The organism is Brevibacterium permense, from assembly GCF_013280495.1.
Lineage (GTDB): Bacteria > Actinomycetota > Actinomycetes > Actinomycetales > Brevibacteriaceae > Brevibacterium > Brevibacterium permense.
Window position 1 is genome coordinate 1 of sequence record NZ_JABSSX010000032.1, and the last position, 2,247, is coordinate 2,247.

General features: G+C 59.8%; 4 protein-coding genes. All 4 read left to right on the forward strand.

Annotation, left to right across the window (positions count from 1 at the left end):
• Positions 1-452 precede the first annotated feature (452 nt).
• From HK353_RS16735 to HK353_RS16750, 4 genes are read left to right on the forward strand one after another with little or no spacing between them, the layout of a single operon-like run.
• Positions 453-746 carry a helix-turn-helix domain-containing protein gene (locus HK353_RS16735; RefSeq protein WP_173158009.1) on the forward strand — a complete coding sequence of 98 codons (294 nt, stop codon included), beginning with the start codon at positions 453-455 and terminating at the stop codon, positions 744-746.
• Positions 743-970 (forward strand): HipA N-terminal domain-containing protein, encoded by a 228-nt coding sequence (locus tag HK353_RS16740; protein ID WP_173158011.1) that lies wholly within the window; start codon positions 743-745, stop codon positions 968-970. The genes HK353_RS16735 and HK353_RS16740 overlap by 4 nt, the downstream gene beginning before the upstream one ends.
• A gap of 15 nt (positions 971-985) precedes the next feature.
• Entirely contained in the window at positions 986-1,303 is a 318-nt protein-coding gene (locus tag HK353_RS16745) for a hypothetical protein (RefSeq protein WP_173158013.1), read from the forward strand.
• Entirely contained in the window at positions 1,304-1,984 is a 681-nt protein-coding gene (locus HK353_RS16750; RefSeq protein WP_173158015.1) for a HipA domain-containing protein, read from the forward strand.
• The last annotated feature ends 263 nt before the right edge of the window (positions 1,985-2,247 follow it).

The window sequence follows — 2,247 nt, forward strand, 5'->3', positions numbered from 1 at the left end:
TTGGTGGTTGTGGGAGAGTAAGTGACTGCCGCAATATTTTTTAAGGGTGATGGCCTCGTCCAGTTTTTGGGCGGGGCCATTACTGTATTCACGAACCGGTGCATTCGCGTGTGGGTGCGATTGCCGGTGCTTATTACTACCTGACGGTGGCCCAGCAACCCCGCGCCAGGTAGCAGTACCCCCGTCGGGTAGTAATTAGGGGAGGAGGGGAATGTCCTGAGGAATGGCTTCGTCGGACTCCCCGTGGGTTATCTCCGGCATTCGTGTTATCTCCGGCTCGTCGCGCGCAACGGAGAGCTGTGTGCTCACATACGTGGTCAATCTTGTGTCGTCCGTCCGGACATCAGCCGGACACCGATCCGCCCGAAATCGGCAACGCTGGTTGATCTAATGGTGCGTTTTCTAGTCGTTAATTGACTGTATGGTGTCTATTGCACTCATAAGGAATCCAAATGAGCGTCACTCGACAAGTGGATCGCCGCCTCACCGAGATCGGATCCTCGATTCGGCGGTGGCGACTAATGCAGTCGCTCAAGGCTGTCGAAGTCGCGGAGCGTGCCGGCATCTCGCGATCGACGCTCCAGAAAGTCGAACGCGGTGATGCAGGGGTATCAATCGGCGCAGTGATGTCGGTTATGCAGGCCCTGGGGCAGCTCGACCACGTGTCCGCCTCGTTCGATCCTTTGAGCACCGATGTCGGCAGACTGCGTTCCGCTGAAACGCTTCCGGACAGGATTCGTCGATGAGTGAGCAGATCCGGGTTGAGGTGGACCACGGCGGGACGTCGGTATTCGTCGGTTCTACGTATTTCCGCATCGCACTGGGGCATATCTCGACGACGTTCAGATACTCCGATGAGTATGTGGAAGCTCGATGGGGCTATTCCATCGACCCAGAGCTCCCACTGTCGACGGTCCCGTTCAGCGTACCCGGTCTGCCGGGAGCATTCGCCGACTGTTCTCCTGACTGATGGGGTCGCAATCTCGTGGCGAAGGAGCATCGGCGGCAGGTCGCCGACGGCGTCGTCCGAGACCGCCGTCTGACAGATGTCGACTTCGTGCTCGGAGTCAGCGATCGCACTCGACAGGGAGCTCTGCGGTTTCGTCGTGCTGCCGACGAAGACTTCTTCAGCCTCTCGAGCCGCGTACCGAAACTGCTGTCCCTGCCAGAACTGCAGCAGGCTGCCGACGGGGCCGCAGAAGGGTCGGGCACGACTGTGAGGCGCCTTCTTGACGCTGGGACAGGTTCTCTGGGAGGAGCGCGGCCCAAGGCATCTGTGGCGGACGATGAGGGACGGCTGTGAATTGCGAAGTTCTCCCGACCCGGCGACGATCGAGACGTCACCGCGTGGGAGAGCCTGGCTCTCGAACTTGCCCGTAGGGCCGGTATCGACACCACTGAATCTCGGTTGCTGAGTATCGACGAGAGATCCGTGCTCCTTCTGCACAGATTCGATTGCACGGCTGACCGTCGGATCGGATATATGAGTGCGATGACAGCAACCGGGCATCGAGACGGAGAAGCCGGCGACTATCTCGATATCGTCGAAGCTATCGAAGATCACAGACGGCGCTGGTGCAGCGACTGTGCGGAACTGTTTCGCCGAGTGGCATTCTCAGTTGCACTGCACAATACGGATGATCATTTGCGTAACCATGGCTTCATACGGGCTGACGCGGGATGGCAGCTGAGCCCGGCTTTCGATATCAACCCGGAACCGGAACCCGCGGTCGAACGGCAGACAGCGATCAATGGGGTCGTGTCTGCGGAGACCGAAGCCGAGGCGCTGCTGGAATTCGCCTCTCTATGCCATCTGACGAAGCCGACTGCAGTGTCTGTGCTCAATGAGGTCGTGAGCGCAGTCGAGGGGTGGAAGTCGCGGGCTGTAGGACGTGGGATCCGACGGGCAGAGATCGCCGAGGTGGGTGCGTTCATCGACGAGCAGCTCGCACGCCTGCGCAAAGCTATCCGCCCGGGCAGCTGAATCGCGCGGCATTCGGGCTCGGTTGGATGCAAGGGCTGGGGAGCGGCCGGCCTCTCTGCAAGGGGGCATCGTTGAGCATTGCAGGCTGTGTGGTGGGTGTCACGTGGAGAAAGTCGGTTTTGGATTTGCACGCCGCCTCTGGGGTGGTCTAGAGTTATATCTCGTTGCCCCGCCGGAAACACGGTCACTGAGACAGAGTTTCCACCGGGTCTGACCAGGACAAACACGGTTTGATCCGAGGTTCAGGCGATCGGGTAGGTAAC